Origin of the sequence: Thermomonas fusca DSM 15424 (genome assembly GCF_000423885.1) — a bacterium.
GTDB classification, from domain to species: Bacteria; Pseudomonadota; Gammaproteobacteria; order Xanthomonadales; family Xanthomonadaceae; genus Thermomonas; species Thermomonas fusca.
Window position 1 is genome coordinate 47,951 of sequence record NZ_AUIV01000025.1, and the last position, 15,359, is coordinate 63,309.

The window sequence follows — 15,359 nt, forward strand, 5'->3', positions numbered from 1 at the left end:
GGCTCCCTTAAGGCGGTGTCACGTCGATGCCGAGGCCCTTCTTCGGCGGCGTGCCGGTCTGCGCTTCAACCTCCGCCACCTTTTCCGCGGCAGCCTCGCTGGACTGCGCGCCACCCGCATCGGGCATGAAGTCGGCCAGTTCGCCCACGCCCAGCCGGGCCAGCTGGCGACGCGTGGCTTTCAGGCGGGTGTGCTCGAAGTAGCGCATTGCCCCGAAACCCGCGGCGGCGGTGGCCACCATGCTCAGCGCAGCGGCAATCAGCAATCCCGCCAGCCACGAAAGTCCGGCAACCACCAGCGCCGCCACCAGCGCGGCCATCAGCAGCAGCCAAGCGGAGGCGCCAAAGGCGATCGCGATGCCGGTGAAGGCCAACGTGCGGCCGAACGCGCTGCGCGCCAGCGAGACATCGGCGGCCACCAGGATGCGCAGCGCCTTGGCCGCGTCGGCAGCCGCCTTCAGTCCTTCCCGGCCTTCGTCACGCAGCCCGCGCAGGGTTTCTTCGATGCCGGGCGCGGCCTGCGCCGATGCATCATCCGGTGCGCCCCGCGGCGTGTCCTGCGGGGCGTCCTCGTTGGCATGCATGGGTGCTTACTTGTCGCTGCGGCCAAGTCTGGAAATGATCCAGCCGGCGGCGAAGGCCGCGCCGAACGCCACCAGCGGGCGCTCGCGGATCAGCTCGGCGGCGCTGTCCAGCAGGTCGCGGCCCTTGTCCATCAGCGCGCTGGCCTGTTCGCCTGCGGCTGCGCCCAGATGCTCGGCGGCGCCAAGCCCGGACAGCGCGCCATCGGCGAGTTCCGCCTTGATCTGCGCCTTGCCCAGCCGCAGTTCGTCACCGGCCACGGCCGCCGCGTTGCGGACCGCGCCGCCGCCAGCACTGGCCGCCTGCTTCAGGTGCGCGCCGGCCTCGCCCAGGCCGCTCTTGACCGCATCGGTGTGTTCGCTCATTGACGCATCCTCGAGTGGGAGTGGGAAAGGGCAGTGTCGCACCGATGCGTGACGGCCGCGTCAGCGCATCGGCACGTTGTAGGCGCGGCCGTTGCGCAGCACCTGCAGCACCAGCTGCTCGCCGCCGCGGGACAGGCTGGCGCGGAAGCCGGTGAGGTCGCTGAAGTCGCCGCTGCTGGCGGTGAGGATCACGTCGCCGGGCTGCAGGTAGTTCTGCTGCGCGCGGCTGCCGCGTTCCACCTTCTCCACCAGCACCCCGGCCAGGCCCTGCCGGCGCAGCGATTCGGGCAGCTCGGCGAAGTTGGCGCCGGCCAGCCGCGCATCCAGCTGCTCGCCGGCCAGCGCCTTCGGCGCCTCGCGCAGCCCGCTGGTGATCTTCAGCGGCTTGCCCTCGCGCAGCAGGTCCAGCGTGATCTTCGCGTCCGGCGCCTGCAGGCCCTGGAAATTGCGCAGCGCCTCGGCGTTGTCCACCGGCTGGCCGTTGGCCGCCACCACCACGTCGCCGATCTTCAGGCCCGCCGCGCCGCCGGCCGAGCCGGGATAGACGCGGGTGACCACCGCGCCGCGCGCTTCGGCCAGGCCCAGGCCCTTGGCGATGCGTGCGTCCACGTCCTGGGTGTCGATGCCCAGGGTGCCGCGGCGGACCACGCCGCCGGCCAGCAGCTGGTCCTTGATCCGGCTGGCCAGGTTGGACGGAATGGCGAAGCCCAGGCCGATGTTGCCCGCCATCGAACCGCGCGGGTTGAAGCTGGCGGTGTTGATGCCGACCAGCTCGCCGTTGAGGTTGACCAGCGCGCCACCGGAATTGCCGGGATTGATGCTGGCGTCGGTCTGGATGAAGTTCTGGTAGCCGGCGCCGGGCAGGTTGTTGCGGCCCACCGCGGAGACGATGCCGCTGGTCACGGTCTGACCGACGCCGAAGGGGTTCCCGATGGCGACCACGAAGTCGCCGATCTGCAGCGCATCGCTGTTCGCCACCGGAATGGCGGTGAGGTTCTGCGCCGGGATGCGCATCAGCGCGATGTCGGTGTCGGCGTCGTTGCCCACGAACTCCGCCTTCAGGCTGCGCCCGTCGGCCAGCGTGACCTGCACTTCGTCGGCGTCCTCGACCACGTGGTTGTTGGTCAGCACCAGCCCGCGCTGGGCGTCAATGATCACGCCCGAGCCCAGCGACTGCGCGATGCGCTCCTGCGGGATGCCAAAGATGCGGCGGAACACCGGGTCGTCGCCGAACGGCGTGTTCACCCGCACCCGCTGCTTGGTGTTCACGCTGACCACCGCCGGCAGCACCTTCTTCAGCATCGGCGCCAGCGACGGCAGCGGCGTGCCGTTGACGGCTGTCGGCAGCGCCGCGGTGGCCGGCACCGCGGCGCTCGCGGTCGGCGCGGCGGCGGCCGGCTGCTCCAGCATCAGGTTGAGGCCGGTGGCGGCGAAGCCGCCGAACGCGGCGGCGGCGGTCAGGGCGAACAGTGTCTTGGTGGCGGTCTTCATGCGGTGATACGTGGGGCAAGGTTGGTGACAGGTCAAGTATTGCCGAGTCTCGTGATGGCACGCGCAATCCTGGCTGAAGGCGGCCCGGGCGGGGGGTCGGCAGGGAGGCATTGCCGGCGCTGCCCATGCACCGCGCTGCAACATTTCCGCATTCAGTTCCACGCCCAGAAACCGTCGCTTGCCGTGGAACCCGCATCGCCGGGCGATCTCAGCCAGGCGCCCGGAAACGCAAGCCTCCGGGCGCAAATTTTGGCGTTGACTTGGTCCGGGGGCGTGGCTATCGTCCGTCGGGTTGGGCCACTAGATCTAGTGGTTCGTGATTGCAGGAAAACCCAAGGCTAGTGGCGCAGGGGCGCCGCAGGATACGGGGCAACGACGTCGGCAGGGGAGCGGCGCGTGACGAAGCAAGAACCGGCGGCAACGCCATCACATTGAGAAAGCAGCAGGCTGCGCGCCCCGCGCGGCCTGCATCGTCGCCCCCGTCGGAAGCCGGGGGCGGGGCACGGGCAACGGGTCCGCCAGCTGGCGGGTCTATAAAGACAGGAGAGTCGAAGGGCATGAGCACGGCGAGGCTTGAAGCGGTGACCACGGACGCAAATCAGGACATTCCGATGCAGCCGGCATCGACCGACATCTGGGACAAGAAGTACCGCCTGAAGACCAAGCAGGGGGCGCCGCTGGATGCCGACATCGACGGCACCTACAAGCGCGTCGCCAAGGCGCTGGCCGAAGCCGAGCCCACCGCCGAGCTGCAGCAGTACTGGCAGGAGCGTTTCACCTGGGCGCTGCGCCGTGGCGCGATCCCGGCCGGCCGCATCACCTCCAACGCCGGCGCGCAGGAACACAAGCCCGCCACCTCGACGATCAACTGCACCGTCTCCGGCACCATCGAAGACTCGATGGACGGCATCCTGGACAAGGTCCACGAAGCCGGCCTGACCCTGAAGGCCGGCTGCGGCATCGGCTACGAGTTCAGCACGCTGCGCCCGCGCGGCGCGTTCGTGGCCGGCGCCGGCGCCTACACCTCCGGCCCGATGTCGTTCATGGATATCTACGACAAGATGTGCTTCACCGTCTCCAGCGCCGGCGGCCGCCGTGGCGCGCAGATGGGCACGTTCGACGTCAGCCATCCGGACGTGAAGGACTTCATCCGCGCCAAGCGCGAGGACGGCCGGCTGCGCCAGTTCAACCTGTCCCTGCTGATCACCGACGGCTTCATGCAGGCGGTGGAGGACGACGCCGACTGGCCGCTGGTGTTCCCGGTGAACATCAAGGAAAGGGGCGAGATCGACCTGGACAATCCGGAGCAGGTGGTCTGGCGCGAGTGGCCGACCCACCGCAATTACATCGCCCGCGAGGACGGGCTGGTGGCCTGCAAGATCTACGGCCACATCCGCGCCCGCCACCTGTGGGACATGATCATGGTCTCGACGTATGACTACGCCGAGCCGGGGTTCATCCTGATCGACAAGGTCAACGAGATGAACAACAACTGGTGGTGCGAGACCATCCGCGCCACCAACCCCTGCGGCGAGCAGCCGCTGCCGCCCTACGGCGCCTGCCTGCTGGGTTCGGTCAACCTGACCAAGTTCGTCAAGCATCCCTTCACCGACCAGGCCACGTTCGACTGGGAGGAATACAAGGAAGTGGTGCGCGTGTTCACCCGCATGCTGGACAACGTGGTCGAGGTCAACGGCCTGCCGCTGCAGCAGCAGCGCGACGAGATCATGCGCAAGCGCCGCCACGGCATGGGCTTCCTCGGCCTGGGCAGCACCATGACCATGCTGAAGATGAAGTACGGCAGCAAGGCGTCGTGCGAGTTCACCGAGCGCATCGCCCGCGACATGGCCGTGGCTGGCTGGGAAACCGGCCTGGCGCTGGCCAAGGAAAAGGGCCCCGCGCCGATCATGGACGAGACCTTCGAGGTCACCGCCGAGATGCTGCGCAAGCGTCCGGAGATGAAGAAGGACGGCTGGAAGGTCGGTCAGAAGATCGCCGGCAAGGCCCTGCACGCGCGCTATTCGCGCTACATGCAGAAGGTCGCCGAGGTGGCGCCGGAACTGGTGGAGGAGCTGGCCGATGTCGGCGCCCGCTTCACCCACCACAGCTCCATCGCGCCCACCGGCACCATCTCGCTGAGCCTGGCCAACAACGCCAGCAACGGCATCGAACCCAGCTTCGCGCACCACTACAGCCGCAACGTGATCCGCGAGGGCAAGAAGTCGAAGGAAAAGGTCGACGTGTTCTCGTTCGAGCTGCTGGCCTACCGCGAGCTGGTCAACCCGAAGGCGATGCCCTACGCCGAGGACGCGGCCGCCAAGCTGCCGGACTACTTCATCGCCGCCGACGACATCAGCCCGAAGGAGCACGTGGACGTGCAGGCCGCGGCGCAGAAGTGGGTGGACAGCTCCATCTCCAAGACCGCGAACGTCCCCACCGACTACCCGTACGAGGACTTCAAGGACATCTACCGCTACGCCTACCAGCAGGGCCTGAAGGGCTGCACCACCTTCCGCTTCAACCCCGCCGCCTTCCAGGGCGTGCTGGTGAAGGAAGCCGACCTGGAGAACACCACCTATCGTTTCGAGCTGGAAGACGGCAGCGTGGTGGAAGTGAAGGGCAACGAGCAGATCGAATACGACGGCGAGATGCACACCGCGGCCAACCTCTTCGATGCGCTCAAGGAAGGGTATTACGGCAAGTTCTGATGTGCCGGCCAACGGCGCGCGCGGCAGTGTTGCCACAATCACTGCACGCGCGCGCGGCCGGGTATAGGATCGCGCTGTTGTACCCACCAACCCACGCCCCGGAGGGCACATGAGCAATGGAGATGGAATGACGGCAACGCTGTCGGATGCCGTTGAAACTGCGAAAGAAAAGGTTGTCGAAGTCGGCGGCGCGGTCGCCAGCACCGCCAGCGCCACCGTGGCCAAGGCGAAGAAAGCCGCCAAGTCCGCGGAGAAGAAAGTGAAGACCGAAGTGGCCAAGGTGAAGAAGGCGGTCAGCAAGACCGTCGCCGGGGCCAAGAAGAAGCTCGAGACCGCCAGCAAGGACGCCAAGAAGGAAGTGGCGAGCCTGAAGAAGAAGGTCGCCGGCAAGAAGGCCGCGGCGAAGAAGGCGGTTGCCAAGAAGCCGGCGGCGAAGAAAGCCGCGGCCAAGAAGGCGCCCGCCAAGAAAGCCGTCGCCAAGAAGGCGCCGGTGAAGAAGGCCGCCGCGAAGAAGGCCGTTGCCAAGAAGCCGGCGGCGAAGAAGGCCGTTGCGAAGAAGGCACCGGCCAAGAAGGTCGCCAAGAAGGCGGTTGCGAAGAAGGTCGTCGCCAAGAAGGTCGTCGCCAAGAAGGCGGCTGCCAAGAAGGCGGCTGCCAAGAAAGCGCCGGCCAAGAAAGCAATGAAGAAAGCGGCCAAGAAGACCGCCCGGAAGTAAGCCTGTCCCTGCGCCCGCCCGGCACGCCGGGCGCGGCGCGCATCCCAAGCAACGCAAGCAGACAACCAGAGTCAGGACCATGACCGTCAGGATCGATAAGAAAATCAAGGGCTACGCCGTCGTCACCCCGGACGACAAGGCGAAGGAAACCGCCAAGGCCGCGGCACCCGCGCCGGCCGCCGAGCCCGAAGACAACGTCATCCAGATGCACGAGCGCATCGAGCGTCCTGAAGTCCTGATCGGCAGCACCTACAAGATCAAGTCGCCGCTGGTGGAACACGCCATGTACGTGACCATCAACGACATCGTGCTCAACGCCGGCAACGAGCACGAACACCGCCGCCCGTTCGAGATCTTCATCAACTGCAAGTCGATGGAGCATTTCCAGTGGATCGTGGCGCTCACCCGCATCATGTCCGCGGTGTTCCGCAAGGGCGGCGACGTCACCTTCATCGTCGACGAGATGAAGGCCGTGTTCGACCCGCGCGGCGGCTACTTCAAGGCCGGCGGCGTGTACATGCCCTCCTTGGTCGCCGAACTCGGCCACATCGTCGAAGACCACCTGAAGTCCATCGGCATGCTGCACGACCCGGAGATGAGCGACCACCAGCGCGCGCTGATCGCCGAGAAGCGCAAGCAGTTCGAAGAGCGCTCAAAAAAAAACGCTGACGCCGGTTCGGCCGGCCTGACCGGCAGCGCTGCCGATCATCCCGAAGACATCGAAGTCACCGGCGAAGGCGCCACCTTCCCGCCGTCCGCGACCATGTGCCACAAGTGCAGCACCAAGGCGCTGGTGCTGATGGATGGGTGTGCTACTTGTTTGAATTGTGGGTATAGCAAGTGCGGGTGATGGCTAGCGCCTAAAGAATAGGCCAGGCAGCGCAAGCGCCTGGCCTTTTTATTGTCTTGCGATCAATGGCTTGAGCAAAAACCTATGGCCACCTTGCTCTCAATCCTCGCCGCACTATTTATCGCATTAATCACTTGGTACGCCAGACAGCAATTCCTAAAGAGGCGCCTCTATTGTGTGGCGCCACACGTGTTCGAGTATTCACAACTCGCCAAACAATCGAGCGTTGCATTCATCCAGCTGCAAAATGCTGGCCGTCAAGTTGAAGACGACGTGGAGCTATGCCTCTCACCGACCTTTCACTATGAGCTTATTGCAAGTACCGCCACCGAAGTTGCCGCCGAGTCGAGCGGTACGGTTCGGTTGTCGAGGTTGCGCAACGGCGAGCAAGTGGGTCTTCTTTTTCTGGTGGAGGGCGCCAGCAGCTTCCGACGTGATCAGATACTCAGCATCAAGTCGAAAGATGCAACAGGAAAAATCGTTACGAGCGCCGCAGAAATCGGCGCAAGCACTCCGAAAGTGCTGGGTGTCCTGCTTGCTGTGTTCTTAATCTCAGGTTTGATAGCCAACATTGCTTTCGAAATGGCTAAAGATCTTATCTGGCCTACGGTACGTGACTACGTCACCCCTGCAAATGAGATCGCTCTCTATCCTGCATGCATTTCTAGTTTGTCCAACGCCCCAGAAAAAGGGAAAAACGCTCTCACACATGACGATCTAAAACAGATCGTTGTAGCCACACAAAAAATTAGCAGGCTTTACCGTCGTGGTGATTTCGTCTACGCCGACATTGAACTACTAAACCCTATTGATATTCGACTTGAATACAGAATGGATATGAAGAGCACGGCCGCAGACAGCCTGAATCGCCCGTTCTCAGACCCGGTCGATTCGATCTATGGCGTAATTTTGCTCTCTAAAGGAAGCAGCCGAAAGTTCACGCTTGCGGCGTACCTTCCTGCCTCTGAGCGCGACCAGTTATTTTGGATCGACTCTCACCTCAAGGTCGATGGAGGACTCTGGATCAACTACGAGCAGCGTATGTACCTTGATAAAGCGCAGGCTGACGCCTGCTTGGCTCGGAGCAGTGAAAAATAAGGGCCAAAAAGGGGTCAGAGTGGACTGTCCCGCATTCCACAGACAGGTAGTCAGGATACAGTCCTGACGGTTTGGTAATCACGCTCCGCCTGCATCGGTGCCCGGTAGTCCAAGGCCGAGTGCATGCGGGCGAAACCAAAATGGGGTCAGGTTCACTTATGAATAATGGGGCAAGAAAGGGGCGGATGGAATTGAGTCGCCTTAATTCCCTCCGCCCACTTTCGGTCGTGGTGTTCAATAAGCACCTACCGCAAAAAGGGGTCAGAGAACATTTCCGTTTGAACCGCATTGCGCTGCGTGTGATCGCGCGGAAAATGTTCTCTGACCCCTTTTCCGGAAAATGTTCTCTGACCCCTTTTCCGACCCCTTTTCAAAATAAAAGGGTCAGAGAACATCTCCGTTTGAAATGCGATGTGATCTGAGTCCTCGCGAGAAACGAGAACGGGGAACGAGAACGGGGTCAGGTTCACTTTCCCTGTAAGGAAACGGGGTCAGGATCACTTCCCTGCAAAGCGGCACACCACGCCACGTCAACGCCCGCGTCCGTAGGCTGCACGAACACCAGTCCCTGGTGCATACAACGGAGTTCGTCGTGAAGGCACTTCCCCTGCTGTTCGTCGTCGCGGCGCTTGCTGCCTGTTCTGATCGCCCGCAGGCAGTCGATGCGCCCGCGCCGGCCGAAGACCACGCGGCCACCACGCCGCCGGCAACCGGAACCGTGCCTGCGCACAACTTTGCGGGTGCCAATGCCGCGCCCGCCACGCCGCCGGCATCGGCGGATACCCCGCAGACGGAGGCCAGCTACCTCGGTCGCTGGACGGGGGTGGAGGGCATGTATCTGGTGGTGGCCTCGAAGCCCGGTGGCGGCGTCACCCTCGACATGCAATGGGACCTCGACAACAAGGGTACGTTCGACGGCTCGGTGACTGCCGAAGGCCTGCGCTTCATGCGCAGCGGTGTTGCCGAAAGCGCGGTGCATACCGATGGCGAGGCGACCGGCCTGAAGTATCTCGCGGGCAAGCAGGACTGCCTGACGGTCAAGCCGGGCGAGGGCTACTGCAAGAATTGAGGGGCACGGATCAGGCCCGGCATTCCAGGGCACAGGCGGAGCAGGGGGCGTATTCCGCCACCCCCTCACAGCCGCTCACAGGGGCAGGCCCGCACCATCACTTCATCCTGCCTGAAGCGCTGGGCCAGGTCCGCGGCATAGCGCGACCACCACGCGCGGTCCAGCGTGTCCGCCATCACTTCGAACAGCACAACATCGTCCCGCTCGACGTCGCCGTCAGGTGCTTCCCACAGGCCCGTGGCCGGCGCGCGCTGGTAGGCGGTGACACCACCGAAGCCCTGGGTGAGTTCATCGCGAACGCGTGCGTAGCACGGTTTCTCGAAGGGTTTGCCCTCGTCGTCGCGCAGCGGCAGGAGCAGCTGGACCAAGTACATGGGCCTTCTCCAGAGACAGGAAAACGGGAAAACGGGGTCAGGTTCACTTCACCCAATGCAAGAGGCCCGCACATCGCGGGCCTCTCGCGTTTCGCGTTGACGCCCTCACGCCGCAGAGCGACGCTCGGCGTGATTGCCCTCGGCGAACTCCTCCACGATCTTGCGGCAGAACGCCGGCAGGTCGTCGGGCTTGCGGCTGGAGACGATGCCGCGGTCGGTGACTACCTCGGCATCCACCACCTCCGCGCCGGCGTTGCGCAGGTCGGTGCGCACGCTGGGCCAGGACGTCATCCTGCGGCCGCGCACCACGTCGGCTTCCACCATCACCCACGGGCCGTGGCAGATCACGCCGATCGGCTTGCCGCTGTTGGCGAAGTCGCGCACGAAGTCCACCGCGGCCTTGTCCATGCGCAGCGCGTCCGGGTTGGCAACGCCGCCGGGCAGGAGCAGGCCGTCGAATTCGTCGATGCTGGCATCGGCCACGCGGCCGTCCACCTTGAAGGTGTCGCCCTTCTTGTCGTGGTGCATGCCCTGGATCTCGCCGGTCTTCAGTGAGAGCAGGCGCGTGGTGGCGCCCGCGTCCTCGACGGCGCGTTTGGGCTCGGTCATTTCGACCTGCTCGAAGCCGTCGGTGGCGAGGATGGCGATGGTTTTGCCGCGCAAGGTGTTGGCCATGGGAACTCCTTCTTGGAGGGAGGGGAAGGAGGGCCAGCTTGCCGCAGACGCAGTAGCCGCCTGGTGACCATCGCGTTAGAAAAACAGCAAGCAGGGGGCGGTCAGGCGCGCTGATGCAAAGGCCGGCCTGCCCGGACGGCCACGCTGGCCGCCGCCGCGCCGTAACCTAGTGCGTCACGCCGATATCGATTACCCCGCATGACCCTGCGCGCCCTCCTGCACCTGCTGCTGCACGCCGCCGTTCCGGCGCTGGTCGCATGGCTGTTCTATCGGGACCGGTTGAAGTCCATCGGCTTCCGACGCGCCTGGGGCCTGCTGCTGCTGGGCTGGCTGATCGACATCGACCACCTGCTGGCCGACCCCATTTACGCGCCGGGGCGCTGCAGCATCGGCTTCCACCCGCTGCACACCGCGCCGGCCATCGCCGTGTACGGTGCGCTGGTGGTGCCGCGCGTGACCCGGCTGGTGGGCATCGGCCTGCTGATCCATATCGCGCTGGATGCGCTGGATTGCCTGCTGATGCGCTGAATGCAGCCGCCGGGTTGCGCAGCGTTCATGCGCACCCGTCCCGTGCCGCCCGCTACACTTTCCGCCTGTCTCAACACCACCGAAAGGAATCACCATGGCTTTCACCACCACCGCCTCCGGGCTGCAGTTCGAAGACACCGTTGTTGGCAGCGGCGCGGAGGCCAGGCCCGGCCGCAATGTCACCGTGCACTACACCGGCTGGCTGTACGAGAACGGCGAGCAGGGTGCCAAGTTCGACTCCAGCAAGGACCGCGGCGAGCCCTTCATCTTCCCGCTCGGTGGTGGCATGGTCATCAGCGGCTGGGACGAAGGCGTGCAGGGCATGAAGGAAGGCGGCACCCGCACGCTGATCATCCCGCCCAACCTGGGCTACGGCGTGCGCGGCGCCGGCGGCGTGATTCCGCCGAACGCCACGCTGAAGTTCGAGGTGGAACTGCTGGGCGCGTAAGCGCCACGGGGCGGTCTGATCCAGTGCGCCGCCTGCCTTCGCGGGCGGCGCCATTCCGGGGGGAGTGCAAATGCGGATGAAACTGTGCGCCGCGCTGGTGGGCGGCATCGTGGTGTCGGGAATGGCGCAGGCGGCGAAGCCACCGGCCAAGCCGCAGCTGGTGCGGTTCGACTTCAGCGCCACGGTGCAGGCCGACGGCACACTGGCCGACATCCAGCCGGATGCGGCACTGGCGGAAAACCTGCAGGCGATGGTCCGGCGCCGGGTCGCAACGTGGCGCTACACGCCCCTGCAATGGCAGGGCAAGGCGGTGGCGGCGCCGGTGTCGCAGTCGATCAAGCTGGAAATTGTGCCGGTGGCGGAAAGCAGCTTCGCCTTCCGCATCCTCGGGGTGGGCAAGCAGGAGAAACCCGCCCTGATCGTACGGCGGACGGACAAAACGCCGATGTCGCCGCCGCGCTTCCCGCCCGAGCTGATGCGCAGCGGCGTCAATGCAGTGCTGGTGTATGCGGTGCTGTACGACGCGGCGGGCAAGCCAATCGAGGTCGAGCTGGTGTATCCCGGCAAGGTCGACCGGGTGTACCAGCGCCTGGATGCCGCCTCGCGCGAAGCGATGGCGACCTGGTCGGTGCCGCACACGTTCGAGGGCGCGCCGATTGCGTGCCGCGACAACGTGCCGATCACTTTCCAGACGGGTGACCTATCAGGTCAGCTGCAAGCGCCGCCGGAGGTTGCGGAGCTGTTCGACCGCTACACCGACATGTGTCCCGAAGCGAAGCTGGAAACGCCGGTGGCCGGCACGTTCCTCTGACCTTCGATCGGGTTGGCCTCAGCGGGCCTTTGCCTCCGGGACACCCATCGCCGGCAGCGCCGGGAACTGCCCGGTCATGCGTGCGCCGGGGACCATGCCCCAGCGGATTCCCATGCGGCGCAGGCGCGCCTCGACCACGCCCAGCGAGGCCGCGGGCGTGGCCGCGATGATGGCGTCGTGGCGCTCGGCCCACGCGGTGGCCAGCGCAAACAGGTTGTTGGCACGCGCCTGCAGTGCGGGCATGTCCAGTTCCAGCGCGTCCAGTGCGGTCAGGTCGGCTTCCATGCCGGTGTCTTCGATGCAGCGGGTGCCGTGATCCATCTGCGCGGCTCAGGTGGGGTCATGCGCCAAGTGTCCGTGCGCCCGTTGTGCACGCGGCGTGAGCAAGTCCGCGCGCCAGACAGCTGCGGTTGGGATTGCGCGACAGGCTGAATGCTTTGCAGCCAGCGCGCCGATGTTTCACCGCCTGCTCACGGCGGCGCCGTTATCGCTGGGCCTCCATCCCCCCGGAAAGGAGCAACCCATGCGTCGTTGGATCCTTGCAACCAGCCTGGCGCTGTTTGCCTGCGCGGCCCGTGCCGATGGCCTGCAGAACAAGTGGCGGCTGGAGATCAGCGGCAATGCCGAAAGCGCCGGCCAGATCGTGGTGCAGGTGGCGCCGGAGAAGGGCGAGCCGATCCGCGCCACCACCCAGGTAGCCGCCGGCCGCGCCGAGAACGCCGTGGCGCGCGACATCGGCACCGCGCTGCAGATGGTGGCCAGCAACCGCTACAGCGTGGAAGTGGACGACGGCGAGGATGTACTGGCGAAGAAGCGCGAGGGCGAGCGCGATTTCGCGGTGACCGTGATCGAGAACACCGTGCAGGGCGTGCGCGTCGACATCGACGCCGAATAAGCCGCGCCTGGCGCGCGCCTGCTGCCAGCGGAGGCCGCCTGCGGGCGCCTCCGTTGCCTGCGTCAGCAGCAGATGGGCGGGCGGCTCCGCACACATGCCTCAGCGACCGGCCTCCAGGTGCACCTGTCCGCTCTGCTGCGGGTAGATCAGGTCGTCCAGCGCGTAGCCCTGCGCCCGCGCGACGTCCAGCCAGGCTGCCTTGGTGGCGTCGTCCATCTTCGGCTGGCGGTGCAGCAGCCACAGGTACTTGCGGTCCGGGTCGCCGACCAGCGCGGTCTGGTAGTCGGCATCCACGCGCAGGATCCAGTAGTCGCCCTTGGCGAACGGGATCCAGCGCAGGCCCTCCGGCAGGAAGCTCACCTCCAGCCGCGCGTTGCTGGCATCGGTGGGCGTGGCCAGGCCCGTCGACACTTCCACTTCGCCCTCCGCGTTGATGCAGGCGTTGATCACGCACACCGCGCCGGTTTCATCCAGTGAGTAGGTGGCGGTGACGTCGCGGGCGGTGGCGTCCTCGTGGCGCATCGGCTTGCGCGCGATCTCGTACCAGTTGCCCAGGTAGCGTTGCAGGTCAACGAAGGTCTGGGTGCTCGGGGTAGGCGTCATGCGGGTGTCCGGCGTTGGGGGAAGCCGGAGCATGGCCGCGCGCAAGCGGGCATCACGTGAAGAGGGCGCCGCGCACGGCGTCGACCGACGCCTGTCGCCTCGCGCGGTCGCAAACTTGTTGCGCCGGTTGGCGGCTCAGTGCGGCTGCAGCTGCGCGGTGATCGCGCAGTGGTCGCTGAGCGCGGGACCGGCGTAGGTCTTTTCCTCGAACCGGACGAGGCCGCCGCTGGCGCGGCGGTCCAGCACGATGTAGTCGATGAAGTCGCGATAGCGCGGGTTGCAGCGCGCGCCCTGGTCGCCGGAGGCGCGCGCGAGATCGGCGTTGGCAGGGCTGGCATCGTCCCAGTCCGCCCACACCGCGTCGCCGGGCAACGCAAGGCGACGGTTGAAGTCGCCCAGCACCGCGAAGCGCAGGCGCTCGCCGGCGCGCTGGTCGATCCAGCGTTCCACCACCGGCACCTGCTGGAACAGCACCGGGCAGGCCTCCCGCTGGTCGCCGCTGTTGCAGCCGGCCTTCAGGTGCACCGACAGCAGCCGGATCGGCGCGGCGCCCGCCGGCCGCACCACCAGGTCCACGCCGGAGCGCAGGTCGGGATTGCCGAGTTGCAGGTCGGTGAGGTCGGGCTGGCGCTCGAACGAAACGCCCTTACGGATGGCGAAGCCGGTGCGCTGCGGGTTGATGGTCAGGCCGGGCTTGCCGCCGCATTCGCCCTTGCGGCCGCTGCCCACGCGCTGCTCGATTTCGATGGTGTAGCGCGCCGGGTCGAACACGCGTTCGGCGGCGGCGCGCGATTCCACTTCCTGGAACGCGATCACGTCCGCATCCAGCGCCTCGGCATAGGCGCGCATCGCGGCGTAGTCGGCATCGCTGCGCGGGCGGCAGCCGCTGTCGTTGCGTTCGGCCAGGTGTTCCATGTTCCAGCTCGCCAGCGTGAGCGTGGAGGCAGGCGGCGTGGCGGGGCGCTCGCGCGGGGCGGTGCAGGCGCCGGCGAGCAGGCAGAGGGCGACGATCAGGGCAGGGCGTGTCATCCGCGTAGTAGACCATGCGCGCGGGGTTCCCTCCATTGCGATGTACATGGCGCGTCGCGCACGGGGTGCATCCGTTCGCGCCGGATCGCGCGTAGCCCGCGCAAGTCGACGACGCACCAAGCACGGCTGCGGGTACGCCATGGTGTTCACCCGGACCTGCGCCCGTGCCGCCGACAATCCCCTTCCCCCTGCCGCGAGATGCCGCCATGCCGCGTTCCCTGTTGCTGTCCCTGCTGCTGGTCACCGGCCTTGCCCGCGCGCAGGAAGCGCCGCTGCCGAATGCGGCGGTGCCGGCGCTGGACCTGCAGCGCTACGCCGGCCAGTGGCACGAGATCGCGCACCTGCCGATGTTCTTCCAGCGCAACTGCACGGCTGCGATCACCGCGACCTACATGCCGCGGCCGGACGGCAGGATGGCGGTGCGCAACGCCTGCGAGCGGCGCGACGGCAAGCGGCTGGTGTCGGAGGCCATCGCGCGGCCGGTGGCCGGGCAGCCGGGGCAGCTGCAGGTGCGCTTCGCGCCCGCGTGGTTGGGCTGGCTGCCGATGGTCTGGGCCGACTACTGGGTGGTCGAGCTGGATCCGGACTACCGCTGGGCGGTGGTGGGCGGGCCGTCGCGCAAGTACTTGTGGATACTCTCGCGCACGCCGGTGATGCCGCGTGCGCAGTTCGACGCGATCCGTGCGCGCGCGGCGCGCCGCGGCTATCCGGTCGAGCAGCTGGTCCAGGCCGGCGCGACCGTGGACTGAGAGCCCTGCGCCGCCGACGGCAGGCCAAAAAAAGGGTTCTTCTCCCAACTGAGGGAGAGGCGCACGGCCGACCGGTCAGACTTGCTGTTCTCGAGGCAACAAACTGAAGGTCGGCCGTGGCCGAACAAGATTGTATGTCCCGGCTTGGTGGCTGGGAGGGATACCGCGTCCGCAAGTGGCGCCATGAGCCGCGCGGGGAGCGGCGTTGGCTGGTCATCGAGCTGGAGCCGCTCCGGCAAGCGCAACATTGTTGCGTGGGTTGCGCCCAGGTCGTGGCGGCCGTCCATGATCGGACGATGCGGTGTGTTCGGGATCTGCCGGTGTTTGGCGATCCGGTGGAGTTGCATGTCCCGCGTCTGCGACTGGCGTG

The 15,359-nt window shown here is 66.3% G+C and carries 19 protein-coding genes; 11 read left to right on the forward strand and 8 right to left on the reverse strand.

All coding sequences use genetic code 11. The features are described from left to right. Positions 1-7 precede the first annotated feature (7 nt). The 3 genes from G582_RS16405 to G582_RS0111145 are packed head-to-tail and all read right to left on the reverse strand — an operon-like array spanning position 8 to position 2,437. Complete coding sequence (locus G582_RS16405) at positions 8-583, reverse strand: phage holin family protein (protein WP_248642768.1); 576 nt, start codon at positions 581-583, stop codon at positions 8-10. A gap of 6 nt (positions 584-589) precedes the next feature. After that, a complete protein-coding gene (locus G582_RS0111140) occupies positions 590-946 on the reverse strand; it encodes a hypothetical protein (protein ID WP_028839898.1) in 357 nt (118 codons plus the stop codon). 60 nt (positions 947-1,006) lie between these two features. After that, on the reverse strand, positions 1,007-2,437 hold the full coding sequence (locus G582_RS0111145; protein WP_028839899.1) for a Do family serine endopeptidase: 1,431 nt from the start codon (positions 2,435-2,437) through the stop codon (positions 1,007-1,009). Between the two features lie 557 nt (positions 2,438-2,994). Here G582_RS0111145 and G582_RS0111150 point away from each other — a divergent pair. The 5 genes from G582_RS0111150 to G582_RS0111170 all read left to right on the forward strand — a co-directional run bounded on the left by G582_RS0111150 (position 2,995) and on the right by G582_RS0111170 (position 8,877). Further along, positions 2,995-5,145, forward strand: coding sequence for an adenosylcobalamin-dependent ribonucleoside-diphosphate reductase (locus G582_RS0111150; protein WP_038053861.1), 2,151 nt, complete (start codon positions 2,995-2,997; stop codon positions 5,143-5,145). 109 nt (positions 5,146-5,254) lie between these two features. After that, positions 5,255-5,860, forward strand: coding sequence for a histone H1-like repetitive region-containing protein (locus tag G582_RS16410; RefSeq protein ID WP_051247169.1), 606 nt, complete (start codon positions 5,255-5,257; stop codon positions 5,858-5,860). Between the two features lie 79 nt (positions 5,861-5,939). Next, complete coding sequence (locus G582_RS0111160) at positions 5,940-6,710, forward strand: TSCPD domain-containing protein (RefSeq protein WP_028839901.1); 771 nt, start codon at positions 5,940-5,942, stop codon at positions 6,708-6,710. 84 nt (positions 6,711-6,794) lie between these two features. Then, on the forward strand, positions 6,795-7,808 hold the full coding sequence (locus G582_RS18010; protein ID WP_156880465.1) for a hypothetical protein: 1,014 nt from the start codon (positions 6,795-6,797) through the stop codon (positions 7,806-7,808). Between the two features lie 592 nt (positions 7,809-8,400). Beyond that, positions 8,401-8,877, forward strand: a complete 477-nt coding sequence (locus tag G582_RS0111170) for a hypothetical protein (protein WP_028839903.1) — start codon at positions 8,401-8,403, stop codon at positions 8,875-8,877. 65 nt (positions 8,878-8,942) lie between these two features. Here the strand turns inward: G582_RS0111170 and G582_RS0111175 are convergent, their stop codons facing one another. Next, a complete protein-coding gene (locus G582_RS0111175) occupies positions 8,943-9,251 on the reverse strand; it encodes a hypothetical protein (RefSeq protein ID WP_028839904.1) in 309 nt (102 codons plus the stop codon). Positions 9,252-9,356: 105 nt separating this feature from the next. After that, complete coding sequence (locus G582_RS0111180) at positions 9,357-9,926, reverse strand: type 1 glutamine amidotransferase domain-containing protein (RefSeq protein WP_028839905.1); 570 nt, start codon at positions 9,924-9,926, stop codon at positions 9,357-9,359. 198 nt (positions 9,927-10,124) lie between these two features. On the opposite strand from G582_RS0111180, the gene G582_RS0111185 reads away from it, so the two are divergent. The 3 genes from G582_RS0111185 (at position 10,125) to G582_RS0111195 (ending at position 11,713) form a co-directional block, all read left to right on the forward strand. After that, positions 10,125-10,454, forward strand: coding sequence for a DUF6122 family protein (locus G582_RS0111185; RefSeq protein ID WP_028839906.1), 330 nt, complete (start codon positions 10,125-10,127; stop codon positions 10,452-10,454). Between the two features lie 94 nt (positions 10,455-10,548). Further along, positions 10,549-10,902: an FKBP-type peptidyl-prolyl cis-trans isomerase gene (locus tag G582_RS0111190; RefSeq protein WP_028839907.1), complete on the forward strand. Its 354-nt coding sequence runs from the start codon at positions 10,549-10,551 to the stop codon at positions 10,900-10,902. A gap of 70 nt (positions 10,903-10,972) precedes the next feature. Continuing rightward, complete coding sequence (locus G582_RS0111195) at positions 10,973-11,713, forward strand: energy transducer TonB (RefSeq protein WP_156880467.1); 741 nt, start codon at positions 10,973-10,975, stop codon at positions 11,711-11,713. 18 nt (positions 11,714-11,731) lie between these two features. Here G582_RS0111195 and G582_RS0111200 read toward each other — a convergent pair whose 3' ends face one another. Then, entirely contained in the window at positions 11,732-12,034 is a 303-nt protein-coding gene (locus G582_RS0111200; RefSeq protein ID WP_028839909.1) for a hypothetical protein, read from the reverse strand. Between the two features lie 202 nt (positions 12,035-12,236). Between G582_RS0111200 and G582_RS0111205 the strand changes: the two genes are divergently transcribed. Then, positions 12,237-12,608 carry a hypothetical protein gene (locus G582_RS0111205; protein WP_028839910.1) on the forward strand — a complete coding sequence of 124 codons (372 nt, stop codon included), beginning with the start codon at positions 12,237-12,239 and terminating at the stop codon, positions 12,606-12,608. A gap of 99 nt (positions 12,609-12,707) precedes the next feature. Here the strand turns inward: G582_RS0111205 and G582_RS0111210 are convergent, their stop codons facing one another. Together G582_RS0111210 and G582_RS16415 are read right to left on the reverse strand one after the other, a co-directional pair. Further along, positions 12,708-13,211 (reverse strand): lipocalin family protein, encoded by a 504-nt coding sequence (locus G582_RS0111210; RefSeq protein ID WP_028839911.1) that lies wholly within the window; start codon positions 13,209-13,211, stop codon positions 12,708-12,710. Positions 13,212-13,346: 135 nt separating this feature from the next. Further along, positions 13,347-14,240: an endonuclease/exonuclease/phosphatase family protein gene (locus tag G582_RS16415; protein ID WP_038053863.1), complete on the reverse strand. Its 894-nt coding sequence runs from the start codon at positions 14,238-14,240 to the stop codon at positions 13,347-13,349. Between the two features lie 206 nt (positions 14,241-14,446). Here G582_RS16415 and G582_RS0111220 point away from each other — a divergent pair, with 206 nt between their 5' ends. Further along, positions 14,447-14,989 carry a lipocalin family protein gene (locus G582_RS0111220; RefSeq protein WP_028839912.1) on the forward strand — a complete coding sequence of 181 codons (543 nt, stop codon included), beginning with the start codon at positions 14,447-14,449 and terminating at the stop codon, positions 14,987-14,989. Positions 14,990-15,105: 116 nt separating this feature from the next. Continuing rightward, a partial coding sequence (locus tag G582_RS17585; RefSeq protein WP_211219355.1) for a transposase family protein occupies positions 15,106-15,359 on the forward strand: 254 nt, incomplete at its 3' end.

Excerpts from the sequence above, each read along its gene's own strand:
- G582_RS16405 (WP_248642768.1), bottom strand. The coding sequence starts at position 583 with ATGCATGCCAACGAGGACGCCCCGCAGGACACGCCGCGGGGCGCACCG.
- G582_RS0111140 (WP_028839898.1), bottom strand. The coding sequence starts at position 946 with ATGAGCGAACACACCGATGCGGTCAAGAGCGGCCTGGGCGAGGCCGGC.
- G582_RS0111145 (WP_028839899.1), bottom strand. The coding sequence starts at position 2,437 with ATGAAGACCGCCACCAAGACACTGTTCGCCCTGACCGCCGCCGCCGCG.
- G582_RS0111150 (WP_038053861.1), top strand. The coding sequence starts at position 2,995 with ATGAGCACGGCGAGGCTTGAAGCGGTGACCACGGACGCAAATCAGGAC.
- G582_RS16410 (WP_051247169.1), top strand. The coding sequence starts at position 5,255 with ATGAGCAATGGAGATGGAATGACGGCAACGCTGTCGGATGCCGTTGAA.
- G582_RS0111160 (WP_028839901.1), top strand. The coding sequence starts at position 5,940 with ATGACCGTCAGGATCGATAAGAAAATCAAGGGCTACGCCGTCGTCACC.
- G582_RS18010 (WP_156880465.1), top strand. The coding sequence starts at position 6,795 with ATGGCCACCTTGCTCTCAATCCTCGCCGCACTATTTATCGCATTAATC.
- G582_RS0111175 (WP_028839904.1), bottom strand. The coding sequence starts at position 9,251 with ATGTACTTGGTCCAGCTGCTCCTGCCGCTGCGCGACGACGAGGGCAAA.
- G582_RS0111180 (WP_028839905.1), bottom strand. The coding sequence starts at position 9,926 with ATGGCCAACACCTTGCGCGGCAAAACCATCGCCATCCTCGCCACCGAC.
- G582_RS0111185 (WP_028839906.1), top strand. The coding sequence starts at position 10,125 with ATGACCCTGCGCGCCCTCCTGCACCTGCTGCTGCACGCCGCCGTTCCG.
- G582_RS0111190 (WP_028839907.1), top strand. The coding sequence starts at position 10,549 with ATGGCTTTCACCACCACCGCCTCCGGGCTGCAGTTCGAAGACACCGTT.
- G582_RS0111195 (WP_156880467.1), top strand. The coding sequence starts at position 10,973 with ATGCGGATGAAACTGTGCGCCGCGCTGGTGGGCGGCATCGTGGTGTCG.
- G582_RS0111200 (WP_028839909.1), bottom strand. The coding sequence starts at position 12,034 with ATGGATCACGGCACCCGCTGCATCGAAGACACCGGCATGGAAGCCGAC.
- G582_RS0111205 (WP_028839910.1), top strand. The coding sequence starts at position 12,237 with ATGCGTCGTTGGATCCTTGCAACCAGCCTGGCGCTGTTTGCCTGCGCG.
- G582_RS0111210 (WP_028839911.1), bottom strand. The coding sequence starts at position 13,211 with ATGACGCCTACCCCGAGCACCCAGACCTTCGTTGACCTGCAACGCTAC.
- G582_RS16415 (WP_038053863.1), bottom strand. The coding sequence starts at position 14,240 with ATGACACGCCCTGCCCTGATCGTCGCCCTCTGCCTGCTCGCCGGCGCC.
- G582_RS0111220 (WP_028839912.1), top strand. The coding sequence starts at position 14,447 with ATGCCGCGTTCCCTGTTGCTGTCCCTGCTGCTGGTCACCGGCCTTGCC.